Here is a 21,509-nt window from a genome sequence, read left to right on the forward strand (position 1 = left end):
GCAAAAATTGCATACACTTTTGGTCGACAGAATGGTCGCAGCGGTGCCCCGTGTGTAACGTCCGGGAGCGCGGCCTTTTCTTCTGCTCAGAGCGCCCGCAGTGGTGAGCAGGTTGTTCGGCAGCCCCACGCTGCCAAGGTTGAGAGCTATGGAAAGCTACATTCTCGACTGGGCCGGCCTGCTGTTGCGGTGGCTCCACGTCATTACCGCGATCGCCTGGGTCGGTTCCTCCTTCTACTTTGTGTTCCTGGACAGCAGCTTGACGCCGCCCGTGGATGACGACCTGAAGAAGCAGGGCGTTAACGGCGAACTCTGGGCTGTGCACGGTGGCGGTTTCTACCACCCCGTCAAGTTCAATGTGTCTCCTCCCAAGATGCCGGATCACCTGCACTGGTTCTACTGGGAAAGCTACACCACGTGGCTGTCCGGTTTTGCCCTGCTGACGGTCTCCTACCTCTGGAACGCCAACATCTATCTGGTCACTCCCGGCGACCCCAATGCCATGAGCACCGGCGCTGCCGTGGCTTCGGCTCTGGGCTTCCTGGTGGTCTTCTGGCTGCTGTATGACTTCATCTGCCGCACTTTCGGCCAGAAGAAGAATGGCGACGCCACCGTCGGTGCCATGGTTCTGGTGCTGGTGTGTATCGCAGCCTACCTGGCCTGCCACATCTTCCCCGGCCAGGCAGCCTTCCTGCTGATGGGCGCGATGATCGCGACATCCATGAGCGCCAACGTGTTCTTCTGGATCATCCCTGGCCAGCGCAAGGTGGTGGCTTCGCTCAAGGCTGGTGAGCCTGTGGACCCACGTCACGGCCAACGTGCCAAGCAGCGCAGCGTGCACAACACCTATTTCACGCTGCCCGTGCTGTTCGCCATGCTGTCCAATCACTATGGCTGGTTGTACAGCCACAAGCTGAACTGGCTGGTGCTGATCGGCATGATGTTTGCCGGTGCTGCCATTCGCCAGTTCTTCGTGATGCGCCACGGCTACAAGCTGGGTCGCAACAGCCACCCCTGGCCTTACGCTGCTGTCGGCGTAGCTGCTCTGCTGGCTGTGTTTGTCTGGCTCAAGCCTGCTCCTGTGGCAGCAACTGCTCCGGTAGCGGCTGCTCCAGCGGCACCCGCAGCTGGGCAGGCTGCAACTCCCGCGGCCCCTGCAACTGAAGTCGCAACTCCTGCAGCCGAAGCCGCGTCACCTGCTGCTGCTCCCGCAGCCGCTGGCGGAGAAGGCTTTGCCAAGGTCAATGCGATCTTCCAGCAGCACTGCGTGGTGTGCCACGGCACGGCCATCCAGCAAAAGGCTGTCCGTCTGGACTCCCCCGAAGCGGTGAAATCGCACGCCCAGCAGATCTACCAACAGGTGGTGCAGCTGAAGAAGATGCCTTTTGGCAACCCTGCGGCTCTGTCGGATGACGAACGCAACCTGATCAAGACCTGGTACGAGTCCGGCGCTGCCGTGAACTGACCATCAGCTGTTCGGGGCAATTGAAGTCGTAGGCAGCGATCTGGTATCCATGCGGCTTTCTGTGGAGCTAGGTTGCGTCAGCAAAGCCTAGACTCCTTCTCCTCGTAAAAAAGCGCTCCTTGTGAGCGCTTTTTTTATTGAGATTCAACACTCAAGCTTCGGTGATGCGGTGTTGAACAAGACGACTGCAGCAAATGAAAGTGTGAAGTCTGCCTTGGCCTGAGGACTCAACTGATCCCTGCTAAACGGCTTTCAAGCGTGATCGATAACATGCCGGCGTTTCACCGAAGGTCCGGCGAAACAGGCTGATGTAAGCGCTGATACTGGTATAGCCGAGATCCAGTGCAATGGCTGTAATGCTTATGCCTTCGGCAAGCATCTCAAGTGATCGCAATAGGCGTACGCGCTGGCGCCAGGCAGTGAAATTAAAGCCTGTCTCGCTGACAAACCTGCGACTGAGAGTGCGCGAGCTGATGGCTCCGAAACTTGCCCAGTCATCGATGTTGCGCTCGTCGGCCGGATTGGCTATCAACGCTTTGGCGATACGCTGCAGACGAGCATCTGCTGGTATGGGCAGGCCAAACTCCTCAACCGGCAGGCTTCTGATCTCGTCCAGAACCACAGCGCATATATGTGACTGTGCTTGACTCGATTGATCGGAGGCTTGCGGCATGGAGCTGGCAATACGCAGCACCGCTTCGCGCAGCAGGCCCGATACCCTGATGATGCAGGGCTGTGCCGGCAAATTGGCGCATGCGGCTTCTGCCACATAGGCGCTCCAGCCATGGTAGGGGCCGAAGGAGCGCCCCGCGTGAGCATGATGGGGAGGAAGCCAAACGGCATGTATGGCCGGTACCACCCAGAGACCGCCATCGACCTGCACCGAGATCAAGCCTTTGATTGAACCAAACAATTGACCGCGTGCATGCTGATGCATCTCGGAAGAGAGTTCACTCTCCAGCATTCGAGTGGCCGCTACAACACTGGGCCCGTCAGGGGAGTCCATATAGGAGCCCAGCAGATGCATGAGATCAGGCATGGCGGATTTGAGTTATCTAATGGCCGATAAATTCTACAGCCGCCATATCGCCTGGGCCTACGCTTGCAACTTTCCTCAAACACAGGAGTTTCACGTGCCTTCATCAAAAGACTCGGCGGATCAAGGATTGCACAAGAGCAGTCGGTCAGATGCGGTTGATCTGAATCGGCTGTACGCGCGCCCAACGGAGCGAATTCAAAAAGCGGTTCTCGATCATTTGATGGATTTCCACAAGGCGTATTTGGCAAAAGCGACGTTTTTCTGTCTTGCCACGGGAGATGGGAATGGCTTGGATGCATCGCCACGCGGAGGTCCTCCTGGTTTCGTACGGGTACTGGATGCACGCACCTTGGTTTTTGCGGACTGGCCCGGCAACAATCGCATTGCCTCCTTGCGCAATCTTCAGGATGACGACCGGTTGGCGATGCTGTTTCTCTTCCCTGGTCTGGAAACCTTTTTGCGAATCAATGGACGCGGTCGAGTTTCTTCCGATGGTGACCTGATGCAAGAGTTGCGAGAAGGGATCAAGGTGCCAAAAACTGCAATAGTGATTCGGATCGATGAAGTGTTGTTCCACTGTGGACGAGCCATCAATCGCGCCCGGTTGTGGCGCGACGAGAGTCATCTGGACCCCAATCATCTGCCTACAGTCGGAGACGTGATGGCTGGCCTGGCCCAATTGCAGGGTGATGCTCAATTCACATCAGAGCAGATCGTTCACGCAAATGAGCGCTACTCAAGTGCCGTAAGAACCGAGCTTTACTGAGCGCTCACAGCTTCGCTCTATTTCTGCCCATCTCTGCCGCATGCCCTGCGGTTTCGCAGGACTCGAATTACTTGTTGATGCGAGCGCCGATCTTGGGGTCTGGCCTGCTTTCGAGTAGTCCCAGGGCTCCTGCTATCAAGGCTTGAGTTCCCTCAATCAGTTCTGCCTCCATTTCTGCCTCTTGCAGTTGCCAGTCCGCCTCCTCAATCGGCTCCAGACGGGCTGCGGCATACACCGTGTCGGCCGCAGAGATGCAAAAGAAGGTCACGGTGGAGAGCAGCCAGCGTGATTGTTCCTTGGTGATGCCGTAGGCCTGTGCAATATGGGCCTGATGGGCGCTGATCTTCTCCAGCATGGCCGGTGTGGCCGCCAGGCGGCGAATCACGAAGGGAGTGACGCCGGGGTGCGCTTTTACGAACTGTCGTGTGGACGCAGTGAACCCCATAAGGTATTCCTCCAGCCCGATCTGCTGAGGGCTTGTTGCCTGCGGCAACTCCCAGCGCTTGAAGATTTCCTCTGCAATCAGGTGTTTGAGTGCTTCCAGGCTTGGCACATGCTTGTAGAGCGCCATGTGGCTGACGCCCAGTGCTGCGGCAACGCCGACGAACGTAATGTCAGGAAGGCCGATGGCAATTCCGGCGTCTGCAATTTTCTCTCTGGTGATGGAGCGTGGTCTCCCACGAGTCGAGGGCTTGGGTGTGTGGGGCATACGCTGGTTCTCAGTCTCTGGGCGAGATTGTCGGTGATTCACATCACTTGTCGTAGACCTATTGCTTGAATCGTTTTGAATTAGTTTATTATAATGCAACTAATTCTCGTAAAGCTTCTCGTTCGCATCCTTGTGAGAGATAGCCTTCTTCCATATCGAATGTCTACCTCTGAATCGCTTGCAGTTGCTGCCAGACCCGCGCAGCCGATCGCCCGGATATTCGCGCCAGTTCGCGGGCGCTTGATGCTTGCTGGTCTGAGCGCTGCGGTTGGCACCATGTTCACGCTGGTGCCACTGGCGGTCATCGCGCATATCGTCAAGCAAGCCTTGCTCGATGACTTGGATGGCATATGGGGCAGCATCGCTGTCGGAGTGCTGTGCATGTTCGTGGGCATGGGTTTAGTGATCGTCGCCGAGCTGATCGCGCACCTGGCAGACAACCGCCTCACTTACGATCTGCGCCTTGCTGTAATCAAGCGGCTGTCGCAAGTGCCTTTGGGCTGGTTTACTGCCCGCGCCTCAGGAGAGGTCAAGCAGGCGCTGCAGGACGATGTCGCGACGCTGCACAGTCTGACTGCGCATTTCTATACCGCCGTGGGGCGTGCGGCCGGGGCGATCGTGATTGCAGTGATGTATCTGTTTGTGCTGGATTGGCGCATGGCGATCTTTGCGCTGCTGCCATTTCCCGGATTCTTCGTTTTTCTCAAGCGCGCAATGAAAGCCAGCAATGCGCACATGCAGGAGTTCGTTGCGCGACTGGGGCGGATCAACAGCGCTACGGTGGAGTTTGCGGGGGGGATTCCGGTCATCAAGGCCTTTGGTGGAGCGAGCCCGGTCCACGCAGGTTACAGAGATGCCGTGGATGGATTTGCCAGTGCCTTTACGGATTTCACTCGCCCGCTGGTGATCTCCATGGCTCGTGCGCATGCATTGATTGCGCCTGTGACCGTCCTCGGTGTGGTGCTGGCTTCTGGCGCTGCGTTTGTTGCCATGGGCTGGATGCAGCCTATTGATGTATTGCCGTTCGCACTCGTCGCGCCCGGTATTTGTGCGCCGCTTTTGCTTTTGCATACCTTGCTGCATGACCTGCAGGGTGCGACCGGTGCGGCCCAGCGCGTGCTGGCATTGCTGGACACTCCGGTGCTGCCGCAACCGGCGCCGGGGCAGCCATCGCATCCTGAAGGCAATGCCGTGCGTTTCGAGCAGGTGGGTTATGCATATGCGGCAGAGCATCAGGTGCTGTCCGGCATCAGCTTTGACATGCAGCCCGGCACCGTCACGGCCGTGGTCGGCCCTTCGGGTTCCGGAAAATCCACGCTGGCACGTTTGCTGTTGCGGTTTTTCGATCCCGCACAAGGGCGCATTACTCTGGGTGGAGTCGATTTGCGGCAGATCACCAGCACAACCCTGTATCAACGCATTGGCTTTGTGCTACAGGAAGTGCAGCTGATTCACGCCAGTGTGCGCGAGAACATTGCGCTGGCCCGTCCATCGGCCACTATGGAGGAAATCGAGGCCGCAGCCCGCGCAGCCCACATCCACGATCGCATTCTGGCGTTGCCGCGTGGCTACGACTCCGTGGTGGGCGAGGATGCGCAGCTCTCCGGTGGGGAACGCCAGCGCCTGAGCATTGCCCGGGCAGTGCTGCTGAATCCGCCCATTCTCGTGCTGGATGAAGCTACCGCATCTGCAGATGTGGAAAGCGAAGCCTTCATTCAGGACGCACTTTCTCGCTTTGCACGCGGGCGCACCTTGCTGGTGATTGCACACCGGCTCGACACCATCGTGCATGCGGATCACATTCTGGTGCTGCGCGATGGAGAGATTGCCGAGCAAGGCAGACATGCGCAACTGCTGGCTGAAGACGGTCTCTATGCGCGGCTGTGGCAGCTTGGTGCTTATGCCAGCCCGATGCCAAAGAGTGAGCTGCCATGCTGAAGACCTTTTTGAAGTTGCTGGGTGATGATGCGCGCCTGCTGCACCGCTACACATGGATGGCTGTTGCCTACGGTGTGCTGTGCGGTCTGACGATGGCGGCGCTGCAACCGTTGCTGACGCATTGGTTGCAAGGTGACTGGCGTGCAGCCATGGGCTGGCTATGCGTGCTGCTGCTGGGCGTGCTGCTGTCATGGATTGCCAGACGTGTCGTGGAGCAGGCGGGCATCCGTGTCGGCGTGGCGGTTCTGCAAAGCGGACGCCATCGCCTGGGCCTTCATATGGCGAGCCTGCCCATCGGCTGGTATACGCCGAAAAATACCGCGCGCATCGGCCATGTGGTGACGCAGGGGATGATGGGCATTGCGCAATTGCCAGCGCATGTTTTCACTCCACTCATCAGTGGTGCGGCCACGACCGTGATCGTGTTGGTGGCACTTCTGGTTGTGAGTCCGGTCCTGGGGCTCACTGCGCTGATTGCGCTGCCATTGCTTGCCGGATCGTTCGCATTGACCTCGTCGATGTCGGCGCGCGCCAATGCCGCTTTCCAGCGCGACTTTGCCCAAGCCAGTCAGCGTGTGGTGGAGTTCGCGCAGGCCCAATCCGTGCTGCGTGCGTTCAGCGGCGATGGCCGCAGCACACGCTTTCTGGAGCAGGCCATCACCGAGCAACGTCAATCCGGACTGCGGCTGGTGGTGTTGTCATCGCTGTCCTCCGTATTCTGTGTATGGACCGTGCAGCTGATCTTTGCCCTGCTGTTGGTGGTCGCGATATCCGGTTTGAACGCAGCATCCGGTGGCTCCTTGTCCACAGCGCAAATCATTGCCTTGAAGGTTGCGTTATTGCTTGTGGTGCGTTTTATCGAGCCCTTGCAGGAAATCGCCGGCTACGCAGAAGTGCTTAGGAGTGCAGGCTCGCAGCTGCAAGCAGTACAGGAGCTATTTGCCGTGCAGCCGCTGCCGCAACCGAAGCAGGCAACACTTGTTGGCGATTCTTCCGTGGAGTTGCGTGATGTGCGGTTTCAATATCCAGGGTCTGCAGATGAAGTGCTGCACGGTGTGAGCTTGCATGTGCCGCCGCGCAGCATGACGGCGCTGATAGGTGCATCTGGTTCCGGCAAGTCCACGGTGATGCGACTGATCGCCCGTTTCTTCGATGCCACGCAGGGCGAGGTCTTGATCGCAGGCGTGGATGTCCGTGACATTGGCGATGCGCAACTGGCCGGGCAAATCAGCCAGATCTTTCAGGATAGCTATCTGCTTTGCGGCAGCATTGCCGACAACATCCGCATTGGCAAATCGGACGCCAGCGATGCGCAAGTTCTGCAAGCTGCGCATCAGGCCGGGCTTGATGAAGTCATTGCGCGATTGCCAGACGGGGTGCTGACGATGGTGGGCGAAAACGGCGCACGTCTTTCCGGAGGCGAACGCCAGCGCATAGCGATTGCCCGGGCCTTGATCAAGGAGTCCCCCATCCTGCTGGTGGATGAAGCCACTGCTGCGCTGGACGCAGAGAACCAGTCCATCATCGCTCAAACACTTGCACGGCTGAAGGGGCAGCGCACGCTCATCGTGATCGCGCACCAGCTCTCCACCATTGCCATGGCCGATCAGATTGTGGTGCTGGAAGGCGGCGGCGTGGTAGAGAGCGGATCACCTGCGCAGCTAAAGGCAAGTCAGGGTCGCTATTCCCAATTGCTTGCGCAGAGCCGCGCTGCCAAAGGCTGGCGCATGGACACAGTGCAAATGTCCGGGGATGCCGTGTGATGCGCAAGCGTTGGTTGCTGGTGTTTGCTGTGCTGTGCGTGGTGTCCGTGCTGCTGGGAGCGCGACAGATGGTGTGGTCGGATCTGCTTTCATTCTCCGGCGATGCCTGGCTCACCCTGACTGCAAGCCGTTTGCCGCGTTTGGCGGCGCTGGTGCTTACGGGGGCGGGTCTGTCGGTGTGCGGCGTGATCCTGCAGCACATCGTGCGCAACAAGTTTGTGGAGCCGGGCACCACAGGGGGGCTGGATGCGGCCAAGCTCGGTATCTTGGTGGCGCTTACCGTGATGCCTGCTGCGGGAACCCTGAGCCGGATGCTGTTTGCGCTGGTGTTCTGCCTGATGGCAAGTCTGCTGTTCATAGCCGTGATCCGACGCATCCAGTTTCGCAATCTGGTGCTGGTGCCCGTCGTCGGTCTGATGTACGGCAGCGTGCTCACCTCGATTGCCGAGTTCTATGCATACAGCCACAACATCCTGCAAAGCATGCAGGGCTGGTTGCTGGGTGACTTTTCCCGCGTGGTGCAAGGCCATTACGAGATTCTCTACATCATTTTTCCGGTGGTGATGCTGGCCTATTTGTATGCGCACCGCTTCACTGTGCTGGGCATGGGCGAAGACATCGCCACGAGTCTGGGCCTGGGTTATGCAGCCACGGCCATCATCGGTTTGGTGCTGGTGGCATTGACGATTTCTGCCACGGTGATTGCCGTGGGGGCGATTCCTTTTGTGGGCCTTGTTGTGCCCCAGCTGGTTGCCATGCGCTGTGGTGAGAACTTGCGACGCACATTGCCACTGGTGGCTTTGGGAGGTGCATCCCTGCTGCTGGCCTGCGACATTGCAGGCCGCCTGATGATGTACCCGTTCGAGGTGCCTATCGGCCTTACTGCCGGTGCGGTGGGCGGTGTGATGTTCCTGGCGCTGATTGTGCGGGGGCTTCGCTGATGCGCATGTCGTTGACCAAGACCTGCTGGTTCGCAGCGCTGTCGATTGCACTCCTGGCGCTTGCTTTTGTGCTGCTGGGCTCCGGACTGGATACGGATTATGTGATCCCCAAGCGCCTTGTACGCCTTGCGTCGATTGTCATTGGCGGGATCTGCGTGGCTGTGTCGGCCATAGTGTTTCAGGCACTGGTGAACAACCGCATTCTGACGCCCTCCATCATGGGTTACGAGGCCGTGTATCTGCTGTGGCAGGCCATGCTGCTGTTGCTGCTGGGTACACATGGCTTGAGCATGCTTGGCGTACACGGGAATTTCCTCGTCTCCGTGCTGCTGATGCTGACCTATTCATGGGCGCTGCAATGGTGGCTGTTGCACCGCGGCCGCAATGATGTCTATGTGCTGCTGCTGCTCGGTCTGGTGCTGACCATGGTGATCGGCACGTTCACCCAGTTTGTGCAGCTGCGCATCAGCCCCGGTGAGTTTGCAGTGTTTCAGGGCGTGAGCTACACATCCTTCAATCGTGCCAAGCCGCAGACTTTGCTCTATGCCGCCATTGCGGTAGCGCTCGCCTGTGCCGTGGTTCGCAAGACGCTGGCGGTGCTGGATGTGCTGGCCCTGGGGCGTGAGCAGGCCATTTCTCTGGGCGTGCCGCATGGCCGGTATTTGCAGCTCTACCTGGCGCTGATCGCCATTTTGGTGGCGCTGTCCACCAGCCTCGTGGGACCCACAGCCTTCATGGGCATCTTTGTGGCGAACATCGTCTACGCCCTGGTGCCGCATGCACGCCACCGCGTCACGCTGCCGCTGGGGTGTGCGGTTGCCATTGCCATTTTTCTTGCCGCTCAACTGCTGGTTGAGCATGTTTTCAACTACAAGACCACCGTCAGCATTCTGGTGAATCTGGTGTGCGGTGTGTATTTCCTGGCACTGATTGTGCGCAAGCGGGGTGCAGCATGATGGGGGTCCACCATCTTTCCAAACAATATGGCAGCGGGGCGGTGTTGTCAGACGTGAGCGTGGAGTTTCCAGCCCAGCGCGTCACATCGCTGATCGGACCCAATGGTGCGGGAAAGTCCACGCTGCTCATGCTGATGGCGCGCTTGCTGGAGCCCAGCAGCGGTGCGATTCAGTGGCAGGCACGTGACGTCAGCCGAATTCCCGTTGCCGAATACGCACGGCATGTTGCCACGCTGCGTCAGGCCCCCGGCTTCAATATGCGCCTGACGGTGGAGGAGCTGGTCGCTTTTGGACGTTTCCCGCATAGCCGTGGCGCGCTGACGGTTCACGACCGCCGAGCCATGGATGAGGCAATCGCCTTTCTGTCTTTGGAGCCGCTGCGTCACGCTTTCATCGATGAGATCAGTGGCGGTCAGCGGCAGATGGCATTTCTCGCAATGACGATTGCGCAGCAGACAGATGTGCTGCTGCTTGACGAGCCACTCAACAACCTCGACATGAGGCACGCCGTACAGATCATGCGCGCACTGCGTCGCCTCTGCGACGAGCAGGGCCGCACCGTGATTCTGGTGATTCACGACATCAACTTTGCGGTCAATTACTCGGACCACATAGTCGCGCTCAAGAACGGAGCACTGCGCTTTCACGGCCCGGCTCAGGACGTGGTGACCGAGACGCGCATGGCCGATCTGTACGAGCTGGATTTCGAGATCACGCGCAACCAGCGTGGCTGTTTCTGCAATTACTTCACATCCAGGGAAGATCACTCATGAATTCGTTGCGCAGGCAACTCCTGCTCTCTGTTGCCGGCGTGGCGGCTTTGTCCTTCGCGCCCGGCATGGCTCACGCCTATGAGCCTGTTTCCATCCGTCACAAACTGGGCACCACGCTCATCAAGCGTCTGCCGCAGCGTGTGGCGGCGCTGGAGATGAACGAGGTGGACTTCCTCGATCAGCTTGGCGTGCCCGTTGCGGGAATGGTGAAGGACTACGTTCCCCATTTCCTGGCCAAGTACAAGGGCGACGCCAAGGTGCAGGATCTCGGCGCCATCGTACAGCCCAATCTGGAGCGTGTGCACGCGCTGAGGCCGGATCTCATCCTGATGACATCGCTGCAGGCCGGCAAATACGAGGAGCTGGCTGAAATTGCCCCCGCCTTGTACTACGAGGTGGACTTCAAGAACAGCGAGAAGGGACATATCGAAGTCGTCAAGAACCATCTGCTGACCCTGGGCCGCATATTCAACAGGGAAGGGCTTGCCAGCGCCAAGGCTGCAGAGCTGGATGCACAGGTTCAACAGGTACGGCGCATCACGCAAGGTCGGCCGGAGCGGGCCATGATCGTGTTGCACAACAACGGAGCTTTCAGCTCCTTCGGTCTGCAATCGCGTTACGGCTTCGTATTCAGCGCGCTGGGCGTGAAGCCTGCAAGCTCTGCGTTGGAAACCAGTCTGCATGGGCAACCCATCTCCAGCGAATTCATCCAGCAGGCGGATCCGGAGATCCTTTATGTGGTGGATCGCACTGCGGTGATGGAGCGCCGCCCCGTCATCAATGCCGATGGCATTGCCAATCCCTTGCTGCGCCAGACCAAGGCCTGGAAGAACGGGCGCGTGGTGTTTGTCGATGCAGATGCCTGGTACACCACAGGTGCCAGCCCAAGCTCACTGAAGCTGTTGTTTAGCGATGTGCTAAAGGGCTATTCGCGCTGATTGCTTCTTTATTTGTCGTAGCCAGGTCCATACCCAGCCAGCAGTTCTATTAAGCATGCGGTGCAAAAACGTCATGCATGTATCGACAGGAATCGGGTATGCCCAAGAACCCAGGTCTCATTTCACTCAACTCTCTGACGACTCCTCCATTTGCGCGCCGGCGTAGCGTGATGTGCCCCTATGTGCTGCTGGGACTGGCCATGGGCAGTCAGCTGGCGGGAGCGGCGCACGCCCAAGTGCAAACCAGCGAGGCCGAGGCCACGCTGCCACAGGTCACCGTGCAAGAAAAAGTCGCTCCCGTCACCGCTCCCTATGCGGGGGGGCAGGTCAATTCCGGCGGTCGTGTCGGCCTGTTGGGCGACAAGGACTTCATGGAGACGCCCTTCAACACCATCAGCTATACGGAAAAGTTCACGCAGGATCGTCAGGCACAGACCATTACCGATGTGATCTCTGCCACTGATCCCACGGTGTTCAGCAATGGGGTTGCAGCGTCATGGAGCGAAAACTACTCGATTCGCGGTTTCTCTTCGAGCAGCTCCGACATGACGCTGGGCGGTCTCTACGGCATGGCTCCTTACTACCGCACCACGCCGGAGATGTTCGAGCGCATCGAAGTCCTCAAAGGACCGTCCGCATTGCTCAATGGCATGCCCCCCGGAGGATCAGTGGGGGGCTCCGTCAACCTGGTTCCCAAACGCGCTGTCAGCGATCCCATCACGCGGCTGACTACCACCTATATGTCGGATTCGCAGTTTGGCGGCCATATTGATCTGGGGCGCAGGTTTGGCGCAGACAAGCAGTTCGGCATCCGCTTCAATGGTGTTTACCGTGGAGGTGAAGCGGCGGTTAACCAGCAGGACAAGAAATCCAGGCTTGCATCGTTGGGCCTTGACTGGCGTGGCGACCGAGCCCGGATCTCCGCCGACTTCTACACCAGCGATGACCGCGTGAACGGCGTGACACGAGGCATCAGTCTGGCCCCGGGTGTGGCCATTCCCAGGCCGCCCAAGCCTGAGACCCTGCTGAACCCCAACTGGTCGCATGTGCACAATCAGGACAAGGCCGCGATGGTGCGCGGTGAATTCGATGTGAATGACCAGGTGATGGCCTACGCGGCCTTCGGCGTCAGCAAAACCGACTATGAATACAACGGCGCGATGTCGGCTCAGGTGCTCAACGCTGCGGGCGATTTCAAGACCGCCATGGGACAACTGGCCTTCGAGCAGAAAAAGCGTTCGGCAGAAATGGGTCTCAAGGGAAGGCTCCAAACCGGAGCCATCAAGCATCAATGGGCGCTCAATGCAACGCACTATGCTCACAAGCAGGACGACTATGGGCGCCGTAGCGTGCCGGGCGCAGACTGGACTACCAACCTCTACAACCCGGTCTGGGGACCGGAAGCGCCCTTTGTTGCGCCGCACATCTCGCACACCGAGGTGTGCCTGAGCAGCTATGGCCTGGCGGACACCATGTCATTTGCCGAAGATCGTGTGCAACTCACCCTGGGTGTGCGCCGCCAGCAAGTGGTCAGCGACGCCTTCAGCATCACCACGGGGGCGCGTACTTCGCGATATGACCAGAGCGCAACATCGCCTGCCGCAGCCTTGCTGTTCAAGGCCACAGAACATGTGTCGGCTTACGCCAACTACATTGAAGGCCTGAGCCAGGGCGCAACCGCACCAATGACCGCTGCAAACGCGGGTGAAGTGTTTGCGCCTTACAAGACCAAGCAGAAAGAAGTGGGTGTCAAACTTGATCTTGGGGAATTCGCGCACACGTTCAGTCTGTTCGAGATCACACGCCCCAGCAGCTACACGGACCCGGTCACCAATATCTTCTCGTTCGGCGGAGAGCAGCGCAATCGCGGCATCGAATGGGGCTTCTGGGGATCGCCGCTGCGTGGCGTACGCATGATGGGCGGGATTGCCTACACCGCGCCCAAGCTGACGCAGACCGCAGGCGGCGTCAATCAGGGCAAAGTCGCCACGGGGGTGCCCAAGCTGCAAGGGAAATTGGGTGCTGAATGGGATGTTCCTGCCATTCCCGGGCTGACTGTTACGGGTAATGCAACGGCGGTGTCCAAGCAATATATCAGTGCGGACAACAGCCTTTGGGCGGCAGGTCGTGTGACCTACGACCTCGGTGCACGCTATGCAACCAAGGTCGCCGGCAACCCTGTCACGTTTCGCGCGACGCTGCTGAACGTTTCCAACAAGGCTTATTGGGGCATGCCACTGCTGTCCAGCTTGGCATTGGGGGCACCGCGCACGCTGGCGCTGTCGGCAACGGTTGACTTCTGACGCGGGTGTGCTGAAGTTTGCAGTCCGGTCTCTGGTCTCCAGGTGGACGATGCTCTTGCTAATTCCGAGCAGATATGGATCCGAGATCCTTTGACGGCGGCTGCGCAGTTGATGCATCTGCGCGGCTGCTTTTCATGGCTGCGATGACGCTCGGATGGACCGGGTCTGGCCTGGCAGAGGGCTGTGCCCACTGGGCGGTGGGGCTTCTCAATAAGTGAGAATGGGTATCATTTGTGTAGAATCGTTGCATTTCCAATGCACGAGAGACTTCGGTGCCTACCCACGCCAACAGCATCGCCAGTGAAGCACTTGGCAGCATGTACACACTGCACAACCGCTGGCTGATCTCCTGGCTGCAGCGCAAGCTTGGCAACCGTTGTGATGCGGCAGACATTGCGCAGGACACATTCACGCGCATTTGGACAACTGCCAGAACGCAAGCAATCGAAGACATCAGAGAGCCCAGGGCTTATCTGACAATCGTCGCCAGGCGATTGATGATCAATCATCTGGAACGCCGCTCGCTCGAACAGGCATATCTTGCCTCCTTGCAGCTATTGCCTGAAGCCACCGCGCTCTCGGCGGAGGCTAGAGCCATCTTGCTGGAGACCCTGGAGGAGCTGGATGCATTGCTGGGAGAGCTTCCAACGAAAGTTCGCACTGCATTCCTGCTTTCACAGCTCGAAGGGCTTGCTTATGAGGAGATTGCCACGCAGATGCAAGTAAGCGTGCGTACGGTCACCCGCTATATGGCGCAGGGCTTCCGGCAATGCCTGCGCGTGATGCTGGACGCCTGAAATGAGTGCAGTCGATGCAAGCATTCTCGATGAGGCCGCTCAATGGCTGGCTCGCCGGCATGCATCGGACTTCAGCGAAGCAGAGCAGGCCGAGCTTGCCCGGTGGCGCAGCCTCAGTGCAACCCACGAGGAAGTCTGGCAACGCATAGAGCAACTGAAATTCCGAATGGATAGTGTTCCCTCGGCAGTTGGCATGGCCGTTCTGGATCGTCCACGTGCTGCAGGAAATCGCCGGCAGATTCTGCGTGCGTCGGCACTCGCCCTGGCAACTCCAATGCTTGGCTGGTTCTCCTACCGCTATCTGCCATGGCACATCTGGAATGCAGACTTCAGAACAGCAACAGGCGAAAGACGCGAACTGACCTTGGCTGACAACAGTCAGGTGCTGTTGAATACGGCTTCCGCAATAAGCGTTCAGTTCGATGGCAAAGAACGTCTGATCCAGCATCTTGCAGGTGAGATTCTGGTGGAAACCGCACACCTGAGCGAATACAAGACCTTGCCCTTTGTTGTCCAGACTGCCGATGGGCGGTTGCAGGCACTGGGCACCAAATTCATCGTTCGAAAGCATGCGCGAAGCACGACGCTGTCGGTGCTGCAAGGTGCGGTGAAGGTAATGCCTGCCCATTCCAGGCAATCGCTTGTCGTGCAGGCTGGCGAGCAAGTGAACTTCGATGCTCACAAGGCGGGCGCCTTCACCTCCCTGCCATCCCACGCCGATGCCTGGACTCGGGGTGTGCTGTATGCCGAGAACATGCGCTTGGCTGACTTCCTGGAGGAGTTGCAGCGCTATCGCGAAGGAATCCTGCGCTGCGATCCAAGTGCTGCTGAGCTGCTCGTGTCCGGCACATTCCATTTGCGCGACACAGATCGTATTCTCGAGTTGCTGGCTCGGACCATGCCAATCCATAGGCAGCAACGCACCCGTTACTGGATAAGTGTCACGCGTTCCTGAAGTTTCTCAGGATCAGGTTCTCGCATGCTGCCCTCGGAAATTCAGGCCGCAGCGATGACTCTTTTAAATCGCTGTCCTGTTTTTCAATCTCGCCTGTCAAGTGCATCAAGACCCGTTTATTGACAGCCAAGAGGATTGAGCAGATGCCCGAAAAGTACGTCCGGAAACCCAACAGGAACGCCAATGCGATGCGACTGCGCCCGGTCGCAACGGCAGTCGGAGGAATTTTTGTTGCCATCGTCGGCACAGCCGCTATCGGTTTGCACATGCCAGAGGCTTACGCTGCAGATCAGGTTACCAGTTCTGCGCAGAAGTCCTATCAGGTGGCCGCTGGCCCAATTGGCCCCGCGCTGATGGACTTTGCAGCTCAGGCAGGCATCAATCTCAGCATGGATCTGAGCAAGCTCAAGGACCAGCGTACTCCTGGCCTGTCGGGTTTCCACACCGTCGATAGCGGTTTTGCACAGTTGCTGGAAAGCTCGGGACTGAGTGCACGTCGTCTAAGTGAAGGCAACTATGCACTGGAAGTCCCGGGGAGCACCAAGGCATCCATCGAACAAAAGAGCAGTGCTTCCGTGCCCGTCAGCGGCCAAGGCTCTCCAGAGCTTGCCACCGTGACGGTGACGGCACGTACCCAGAATAATCTCGTTGCACCGTCCCGGCAGGTCAGTATTCTCGAAGCTGAAGAAGTTCAGCAACTTCGGCAAGGCTCCGACAGTCTGGCAACCATGCTCAGCAAAGTCGTCCCAGGGATGGCCGATTCCAGCCACACAATCACCGACTATGGGCAGACTCTGCGTGGCCGGAACATGCTTGTCCTCGTAGACGGCGTTCCGCTGAACACCAATCGCGACTCATCCAGAAACCTCGCCAACATCAATCCTGCAGACATCGAACAGATCGAGGTGCTTCGCGGCAGCAGTGCCATCTACGGCAGCGGCGCAGCAGGCGGCATCATCTCTGTGCGTACCAAACGCCCCTCGGGCGAGACCAAAGCAGAGACCATAGTGACGGGATCTGCACCGCTGTCCAAACTCAGAGGCGCCGGGCTTGGAGCCGAAGTCCAGCACTATCTTTCTGGCGGCGGCGATGTGGTCGACTATTCCGTCAGCCTGGGCGCCAAGCATGTCGGAGGCTCTTTCGACGCCAAGGGGAACCGCATTGCACCAGAGCCCAGCCAGGGAGACTTGTTCGACTCCAATATCTACAACGCGTCGGCCAAGATCGGCTTCAAGCTGGACGCAAATCAACGGCTTCAATTCTCCGCGAGCCACTACAACGCCAGCCAGGACACCGACTATGCATCCGATCCGTCAGTGGCCCGCTTGCCCGCAGGTACGGCAGCCGCCAGGCCTATCAAGGGCTTGGTACTTGCAGATCAAAACCAGATCAAGAACACCATGCTGGGTCTTGACTATGAGAACCGCGATCTCGCAGGCAGCGCCGTGGCGGCTCAACTCTATTACCGAGATTTTTATACGCGCTTTGCGCCCTTCGATGCACGAGCCGTTCCTGTGCGAGGCGCCAACGTCGATCAGTCCATGCAGAACTCCGATGTGTTCGGTGGTCGCCTGACCATCAAAACACCTCTCGGACAAGAGAAGAACACCTTGCTGATCTGGGGGGCCGACTTCAATCACGAGCGCACCGACATGCCGATCGATATCTTTGATCCCAAGGCCTATGACGCCAGTGGAGGTCTGGTGTTCAACAAGATTGGCCGCCTGATCTATATGCCCCAGGTCACGACCCGAAGCATTGGCGCCTTTGCCCAGCTGCAACACAAATTCAACGATCAGTGGTCCGTGGAAGGCGGAGCGCGCTACGACCGAGCTCAGGCCAGCTTCAACGACTTCACCCCTTTGTCGCAATCGAAATTGCCCAGCCCCCAGTCCGTCTCTGGCGGTACCGTTAAATACGGCTCATGGACTTACAACCTGGGCACGGTCTTTGCGCCTACCAAGGGGCACGAGTTCTATGCGTCCTACAGCCAGGGCTTTGAGCTGCCGGATATCGGGGTCGTGGTGCGCAATGCCACAGCGGGCTTCAACATCGGCAATTCCAACCTGCAGGCCGTCAAAACAGATACCGTGGAAGTCGGTTGGCGCGGCAAGTTTTCCAATGTCATTGCCAACCTGGGAGCCTTTCAATCGCGCTCCGATCTCGGCGCCGTGCAGAGTTTCAATAACGGGCTCACGCTGCTGCGAACCAAAGAAAAAATCAAGGGGATAGAAGGCGGTCTCGATTACTTCAGCGACGATGACCGCTGGAGCAGCGGTGGGAGCTTTACCTGGATGAAAGGGCGTGAACTTCCGCAGGGATCAAGCCTTTATCAGGACATGACGGGCTATCGTATTCCGCCCCTCAAACTGACTGCCTATGTGGAATACCGTCCCAATGCCAGCTGGAGCCACCGCATCCAGGCAAGCGCATATGCCTCCAAGGATTACCGCCTGGATGGCAAGACCAGCTTTGGGCGCCACGACACCAGGGGCTACACCACAGTGGACTTGATCAGTCAATGGAAAATCGACTCCAAGAACCGCGTATCGCTCGGTGTGGAAAACCTGCTTAACCGCAACTACTTCCCGCTATACAGCCAGCTGCTTCGCAATAACAACAACACCAGCCGCCTCCCTGCAGCGGGCACTGTGTTGCGAGTCAGCTATGCACACACTTGGTAGGTGCGCGTCACACAAGCCGGTCGACGAATGGCGGTGCTTTGCGACAGCAGCGCCTGATCTGATGGAGCTGTTTTTGACGCCGAGGCACTGCGGCTGCCGCTTGCCGTATTTCTGACAGCGTTCCCTGAGAGTCTGCTGCCTTAGCTGGCTTCCTGTGTCCGGTAAGGAATGACAGCCATCGGCAATCCATGGTCAACTGGAAAAAGATGCAGCGATATGAGGCGCCTGGACGTATCTGTTTCCGGGGGCTGAGTTGTGTTTACGACGTTGTCGATCCGGAATGTCGACTGGTCAGGTCCAAAGGGCCGCAGCTTCGGCTGCGGCCCTTTTGGCTGCTCGGCCTGGCTTGTTGACTTGGCTCAATATGAGCCGGGGCAAAGCCCGGCACAGTGTGGCGCATATGTTCACCATGCCCTCCATGTCGCAAATCGCTTCCACGTTTGGGCAGCCTGAGAGCTTTGCTCCAGGCTCTTGGCTCAGGCAACGTCGCCAACCCCTTGATTCGGTGCTGTATCTGGAAAGCGGCAGCGTGATGCTCGGGGTCGGGCAGGATTCGGCCATGCGCCATCAACTGGGGCAGGTGGAAGGGCCGACCTGGCTGGATGCCGCTTTTGCGCTGCAGGAGCGTCCTTCCTGCCTCGATATGCAGGCGCAGACGGCTGGGCGCATCTACATCATTCCTCTGGCGCGCTTTCTAAGCTCTGTGGCGGAGCTTGCACCCGCCGTACAGCACTTGCTCAAAGATCTGGCCAGGGCCTATTGCTCGCAGACCGAGCTGGCGGTCAGTCGTCTGGCTCAGGACGCCGAAGCTCGCTGCGCCCAGTGGCTGCTGAACCATGCGAGCCCGGGAGGAAATGGCAATGCCCTGCATGTCACCCTCAAGGCACGCAAACGCCTGATTGCAGCGCAACTGGGTATTGCGCCGGAAACATTCTCGCGCGTGCTCCGGCAGTTGCGAGAGCATGGGCTGATTGCCGGGCGAGGCAATGTCATTGAATTGCCCAAGCCCGGCGCGCTGGAGGTGCTGGCGCTGGGGTAAATACCGGGCCGGGTTGCAGACCATGCAGCGCTTGGCTTCTGCTCTGAGCAGGAGCTTGCGGCGTAGCATTTGTCGACAATCTCCGGGGTTTCCTCTCGTTGGGTTGCAGACATCGGCTCTCTATATTGAGGCCCATGTCAGATGCTGTCTTCTCCCTGCAAGCAGAGCCGCCATGGGTTGCGCCGTCGCAGCCAGAGGAGGTTGCTGCCGCACCACAGTCTGGGCGGATACGCAGAGGCCCAGGCCCCATGCTGCGCAGCATGGTGCTTGTTGCCATGATTGCAGTGCTGCTGGCTGGAGCTGGCGCTGCGGGCTGGGTGGCTTATTCCCTGCGCCGGGCGGTCATGGACGGAGCGTTGCCGGCGCAGACCAAGGCGTTGGAATACGCGGCTCGTTCGCTGGCCTTCAGAGTCGAGCAGCAGCAAAAGCCCCTGCATAGTCTGTCCTCTGTGCTGGCGGGCCATATGCATGATTCTCCGGAGTCACTGCAGGCCATGCTCAAGCAGCCCACATCCATGGCACAGCAGTATGAGCAACTTCAACTGGCTGATGGAAAAGGGCAGTTGCTGGTCAATCTGCATCAGGAGCAGGCGCTGGCCGCAGAACAGCTTGAAGAGCCGCTGCGTGAAGTGCTCAAGCGCTCGTTGGCTGAGGGCAAGCCGATCACCCAAGCCTGGGTGCGTGCCGGTGATGCGGGCCTGCAGCTGGAGTTTCAGAATGTCGTGCCGGTGCGTGATCTGCAAGGCAAGTTGCAGGGCGTTCTTGGCGGCAGCTACCGGACGCCTTTGTCGGTGTTGTTTTCGCTGGAGGTTGCCTCTGCCGAAGCGGGTAGCCAGCTGCTGCTGATCGACCGTGACCTTCGTCCGCTGGCTCTCAGCAGCAAAGGGCAGTGGCAATTGCCCCCTGCCTTGGGCGATGCTGCGCTACCTCGCGGGCTGGATCAAGCCTGGCTCAAGACGGCCCAGACCGGTGCGGTCAGTGAGCAGAGAAATAGCCAACTCTGGAGCGCCATGCCGCTGCCTTGGGCGCAATGGACTCTGCTGAAGGTCAGCAACGTTCAGGAATGGGTGCCGGGAGTCTCGGTCAAGATGATGGGCTGGCTGGCCACGGCCCTGCTGTTGCTGGCTGGATTGCTTGGCGCGGTGCTTTGCCTGATCGCCTATCCGCTGACGGCCTTGTTCCGCTCGGCAGAGCAGGCTTCTCGACGCGGGCTGATGCTGGAAGTGGACTTGGGCAGCCGGGGGGGCAACTGGTGGCATGGTCTGTCCGATCATGACTGGGGAGAGGCCCAGACCCTGCGCACTGCCTTGCAGGCCCTGGGCGGTGGTTATGAGGCGCATGGCGAGCTGGAGCGTGATTTGCAGATGCAGTTGCAGACCTTGATGGACTATGCCCCCGTAGGTTTGATCGTGACGCATGGCTCGAAGGTGCAGCGTGTGGGCATGCAGGCAGCCAGAGTACTTGGCTATCAGCCTCAGGAAATGCAGGGCCTGGCCGTGCGTGATCTGTGTGCCAGCGATGCCGACTATGAGGATCTGATGGGGCGGGTCCGGCGGGCTCTGGATACTTACGGACAATTTGATAGCGAAGTCTGCTTGGTACGCAAGGATTCAAGGCCGATATGGGTGCGAATTCACGGTCAGAGCATGCAGCGCATGCACAGGGCCTGGGAGCAGTCGGGCAAGGCGCTGGATGGTCAATACCTGGTCTGGGAACTGGAGGATGTGACCACGCAGCGGCAGTTGCGCGAGCAATCGAGCTGGAAAGCCATGCACGATCCCTTGACCCGTCTGCCCAACCGAACGGCGTTTGCTCTGCGGCTCAAGGAGTGGCTGCGCGAATATACGACTCCCGACTATCTGGAGAGCCTGGGCGGCGCGAATGTGATCGCCCGTTCGCAGAGCGAGCCCAAGGCGCATGGCATCGTGCTGTATGTGGACCTGGACCACTTCTCTCAGGTCAATCGCCAGGGCGGGCGTGAAGTGGGTGACGAGGTGCTGGGCCATATCGCGCGCCTGATCGAGTCCACGGTGCGACCCCATGGCTGGGTGGCGCGGGTGGGAGGCGATGAATTTGCCATTCTCATGGCCGGAATCAGCCGGGAAGAGGGCATGCGCCATGCGCAGCTGCTGTGCATGGCCATACAGGACTGGGAGGGCTCCTACCAGGGGCAGCGCTATATGTTGAGTGCCAGCATCGGCATGTTGCTGCTGGATGCCAGCTACCACACGGCGGCCAGCGCCTTCAAGGGGGCCGATATGGCCTGCTACGCCGCCAAGCGCAAAGGGCGCAACCGTGTGGAAGTGATGACGGCGGCGGTCTGAGCCGGATTGCGCATGCTGAATTCAAGGCAGATATGACAGCCTAGAGGGCAATCCCTTGGCTGCTCAAAGGGGTTGACTGAGTTACGCTCTGCGGCTGCTTTGTATACAAAATGGATGAG

Annotated in this window: 16 protein-coding genes; 14 read left to right on the forward strand and 2 right to left on the reverse strand. The window is 59.0% G+C overall.

Annotation, left to right across the window (positions count from 1 at the left end; translation table 11 throughout):
* Window positions 1–148 precede the first annotated feature (148 nt).
* Window positions 149–1,465 carry a urate hydroxylase PuuD gene (locus JAO85_RS19730; RefSeq protein WP_202788822.1) on the forward strand — a complete coding sequence of 439 codons (1,317 nt, stop codon included), beginning with the start codon at window positions 149–151 and terminating at the stop codon, window positions 1,463–1,465.
* Between the two features lie 241 nt (window positions 1,466–1,706).
* Here the strand turns inward: JAO85_RS19730 and JAO85_RS19735 are convergent, their stop codons facing one another.
* Complete coding sequence (locus tag JAO85_RS19735) at window positions 1,707–2,504, reverse strand: helix-turn-helix domain-containing protein (protein ID WP_202788823.1); 798 nt, start codon at window positions 2,502–2,504, stop codon at window positions 1,707–1,709.
* Here JAO85_RS19735 and JAO85_RS19740 point away from each other — a divergent pair.
* Entirely contained in the window at window positions 2,503–3,270 is a 768-nt protein-coding gene (locus tag JAO85_RS19740) for an MSMEG_1061 family FMN-dependent PPOX-type flavoprotein (RefSeq protein WP_012839508.1), read from the forward strand. The genes JAO85_RS19735 and JAO85_RS19740 overlap by 2 nt on opposite strands.
* A 67-nt stretch (window positions 3,271–3,337) precedes the next feature.
* On the opposite strand, the gene JAO85_RS19745 is transcribed toward JAO85_RS19740, so the two are convergent.
* Complete coding sequence (locus JAO85_RS19745) at window positions 3,338–3,979, reverse strand: TetR/AcrR family transcriptional regulator (RefSeq protein ID WP_039049048.1); 642 nt, start codon at window positions 3,977–3,979, stop codon at window positions 3,338–3,340.
* Window positions 3,980–4,222: 243 nt separating this feature from the next.
* On the opposite strand from JAO85_RS19745, the gene JAO85_RS19750 reads away from it, so the two are divergent.
* The 12 genes from JAO85_RS19750 to JAO85_RS19805 all read left to right on the forward strand — a co-directional run bounded on the left by JAO85_RS19750 (window position 4,223) and on the right by JAO85_RS19805 (window position 21,390).
* Window positions 4,223–5,917, forward strand: coding sequence for an ABC transporter ATP-binding protein (locus tag JAO85_RS19750; RefSeq protein WP_370552211.1), 1,695 nt, complete (start codon window positions 4,223–4,225; stop codon window positions 5,915–5,917).
* Window positions 5,911–7,680, forward strand: a complete 1,770-nt coding sequence (locus tag JAO85_RS19755; protein WP_039049050.1) for an ABC transporter ATP-binding protein — start codon at window positions 5,911–5,913, stop codon at window positions 7,678–7,680. The genes JAO85_RS19750 and JAO85_RS19755 overlap by 7 nt, the downstream gene beginning before the upstream one ends.
* Window positions 7,680–8,621, forward strand: a complete 942-nt coding sequence (locus tag JAO85_RS19760) for an ABC transporter permease (protein WP_039049051.1) — start codon at window positions 7,680–7,682, stop codon at window positions 8,619–8,621. Before JAO85_RS19755 ends, JAO85_RS19760 begins: the two co-directional genes overlap by 1 nt.
* A complete protein-coding gene (locus JAO85_RS19765; protein ID WP_012839501.1) occupies window positions 8,621–9,577 on the forward strand; it encodes an iron chelate uptake ABC transporter family permease subunit in 957 nt (318 codons plus the stop codon). Before JAO85_RS19760 ends, JAO85_RS19765 begins: the two co-directional genes overlap by 1 nt.
* Complete coding sequence (locus JAO85_RS19770) at window positions 9,574–10,350, forward strand: ABC transporter ATP-binding protein (RefSeq protein WP_039049052.1); 777 nt, start codon at window positions 9,574–9,576, stop codon at window positions 10,348–10,350. Before JAO85_RS19765 ends, JAO85_RS19770 begins: the two co-directional genes overlap by 4 nt.
* On the forward strand, window positions 10,347–11,288 hold the full coding sequence (locus JAO85_RS19775) for a siderophore ABC transporter substrate-binding protein (protein ID WP_003067141.1): 942 nt from the start codon (window positions 10,347–10,349) through the stop codon (window positions 11,286–11,288). Before JAO85_RS19770 ends, JAO85_RS19775 begins: the two co-directional genes overlap by 4 nt.
* Window positions 11,289–11,386: 98 nt before the next feature.
* The gene (locus tag JAO85_RS19780; RefSeq protein ID WP_202788824.1) at window positions 11,387–13,591 is read left to right on the forward strand and encodes a TonB-dependent siderophore receptor; all 2,205 of its coding nucleotides are present in this window, start codon (window positions 11,387–11,389) and stop codon (window positions 13,589–13,591) included.
* A 317-nt stretch (window positions 13,592–13,908) separates the two neighbouring features.
* Window positions 13,909–14,388 carry a sigma-70 family RNA polymerase sigma factor gene (locus tag JAO85_RS19785; protein ID WP_034353742.1) on the forward strand — a complete coding sequence of 160 codons (480 nt, stop codon included), beginning with the start codon at window positions 13,909–13,911 and terminating at the stop codon, window positions 14,386–14,388.
* Window position 14,389: 1 nt separating this feature from the next.
* A complete protein-coding gene (locus tag JAO85_RS19790; RefSeq protein ID WP_039049054.1) occupies window positions 14,390–15,343 on the forward strand; it encodes a FecR domain-containing protein in 954 nt (317 codons plus the stop codon).
* Window positions 15,344–15,486: 143 nt separating this feature from the next.
* Window positions 15,487–18,027 (forward strand): TonB-dependent receptor, encoded by a 2,541-nt coding sequence (locus JAO85_RS19795; protein ID WP_202788825.1) that lies wholly within the window; start codon window positions 15,487–15,489, stop codon window positions 18,025–18,027.
* Between the two features lie 400 nt (window positions 18,028–18,427).
* A complete protein-coding gene (locus tag JAO85_RS19800) occupies window positions 18,428–19,066 on the forward strand; it encodes a Crp/Fnr family transcriptional regulator (RefSeq protein WP_039049055.1) in 639 nt (212 codons plus the stop codon).
* A gap of 248 nt (window positions 19,067–19,314) precedes the next feature.
* Window positions 19,315–21,390, forward strand: coding sequence for a diguanylate cyclase domain-containing protein (locus tag JAO85_RS19805; RefSeq protein WP_039049056.1), 2,076 nt, complete (start codon window positions 19,315–19,317; stop codon window positions 21,388–21,390).
* Window positions 21,391–21,509 lie beyond the last annotated feature (119 nt).

The sequence above is a fragment of the Comamonas sp. NyZ500 genome (assembly GCF_016772095.1).
GTDB classification, from domain to species: Bacteria; Pseudomonadota; Gammaproteobacteria; order Burkholderiales; family Burkholderiaceae_C; genus Comamonas; species Comamonas thiooxydans.

What these genes read in the sequence shown, in the direction of transcription:
- JAO85_RS19775 (WP_003067141.1), top strand. Translation starts at nt 10,347, where the DNA reads ATGAATTCGTTGCGCAGGCAACTCCTGCTCTCTGTTGCCGGCGTGGCG.
- JAO85_RS19805 (WP_039049056.1), top strand. Translation starts at nt 19,315, where the DNA reads ATGCTGCGCAGCATGGTGCTTGTTGCCATGATTGCAGTGCTGCTGGCT.
- JAO85_RS19760 (WP_039049051.1), top strand. Translation starts at nt 7,680, where the DNA reads ATGCGCAAGCGTTGGTTGCTGGTGTTTGCTGTGCTGTGCGTGGTGTCC.
- JAO85_RS19795 (WP_202788825.1), top strand. Translation starts at nt 15,487, where the DNA reads ATGCCCGAAAAGTACGTCCGGAAACCCAACAGGAACGCCAATGCGATG.
- JAO85_RS19765 (WP_012839501.1), top strand. Translation starts at nt 8,621, where the DNA reads ATGCGCATGTCGTTGACCAAGACCTGCTGGTTCGCAGCGCTGTCGATT.
- JAO85_RS19740 (WP_012839508.1), top strand. Translation starts at nt 2,503, where the DNA reads ATGGCGGATTTGAGTTATCTAATGGCCGATAAATTCTACAGCCGCCAT.
- JAO85_RS19800 (WP_039049055.1), top strand. Translation starts at nt 18,428, where the DNA reads ATGTTCACCATGCCCTCCATGTCGCAAATCGCTTCCACGTTTGGGCAG.
- JAO85_RS19755 (WP_039049050.1), top strand. Translation starts at nt 5,911, where the DNA reads ATGCTGAAGACCTTTTTGAAGTTGCTGGGTGATGATGCGCGCCTGCTG.
- JAO85_RS19785 (WP_034353742.1), top strand. Translation starts at nt 13,909, where the DNA reads ATGTACACACTGCACAACCGCTGGCTGATCTCCTGGCTGCAGCGCAAG.
- JAO85_RS19735 (WP_202788823.1), bottom strand. Translation starts at nt 2,504, where the DNA reads ATGCCTGATCTCATGCATCTGCTGGGCTCCTATATGGACTCCCCTGAC.
- JAO85_RS19790 (WP_039049054.1), top strand. Translation starts at nt 14,390, where the DNA reads ATGAGTGCAGTCGATGCAAGCATTCTCGATGAGGCCGCTCAATGGCTG.
- JAO85_RS19730 (WP_202788822.1), top strand. Translation starts at nt 149, where the DNA reads ATGGAAAGCTACATTCTCGACTGGGCCGGCCTGCTGTTGCGGTGGCTC.
- JAO85_RS19780 (WP_202788824.1), top strand. Translation starts at nt 11,387, where the DNA reads ATGCCCAAGAACCCAGGTCTCATTTCACTCAACTCTCTGACGACTCCT.
- JAO85_RS19750 (WP_370552211.1), top strand. Translation starts at nt 4,223, where the DNA reads ATGCTTGCTGGTCTGAGCGCTGCGGTTGGCACCATGTTCACGCTGGTG.
- JAO85_RS19745 (WP_039049048.1), bottom strand. Translation starts at nt 3,979, where the DNA reads ATGCCCCACACACCCAAGCCCTCGACTCGTGGGAGACCACGCTCCATC.
- JAO85_RS19770 (WP_039049052.1), top strand. Translation starts at nt 9,574, where the DNA reads ATGATGGGGGTCCACCATCTTTCCAAACAATATGGCAGCGGGGCGGTG.